Source organism: Phyllobacterium sp. 01N428 (assembly GCF_056399405.1).
Genome location: NZ_JBFTRH010000028.1, coordinates 1 through 466 on the forward strand (window position 1 = coordinate 1; position 466 = coordinate 466).

The 466-nt window shown below is 55.9% G+C and carries 1 protein-coding gene; it reads right to left on the bottom strand.

Going from position 1 to position 466, the window contains the following annotated elements:
- Positions 1 to 466, bottom strand: a 466-nt coding sequence (locus tag AC1DNI_RS22785) for a PTS transporter subunit EIIB (RefSeq protein WP_477693529.1), incomplete at both ends; no start/stop codon positions are given.

A 466-nucleotide genomic window follows, 5' to 3' on the forward strand; every position in this document is an offset into this window, starting at 1 on the left:
CTTTTACCCGCACCCGCAGTCGGGTAAAGCAGCAATCGACGTCCTCTATATTGCCTTCGCCGCCCAGTCCGCTGATGATCACCCGAATACGCTGATCGGCCGCGACCGTTTTGCTTTCCGGCTCCGTCTCTTCCGCTTCCCTGCCCGGCGTTTCTACCCGCATACGCAGGATAACAAAGCGAAAACCGTAGTAGTAAACCRGCACGTAGATGGCGCCAAGCACCAGCGTCCACCACCATTGAGTTTTGCTGCCGCCAAGAATACCAAACACCACGAGATCGATAGCGCCGCCCTGAATATTGCCGATCATCAGGTGCAGCATCGACATCAGCATAAAAGACAGGCCGCTAAGGAGCGCGTGCAGCAGATAAAGAATGGGCGAAACAAAGATAAAGCAGAATTCCAGCGGCTCGGTGATGCCGGTCGTAAACGAAGTGAGCGCGCCCGCCAGCATCAGCGCTTTGAC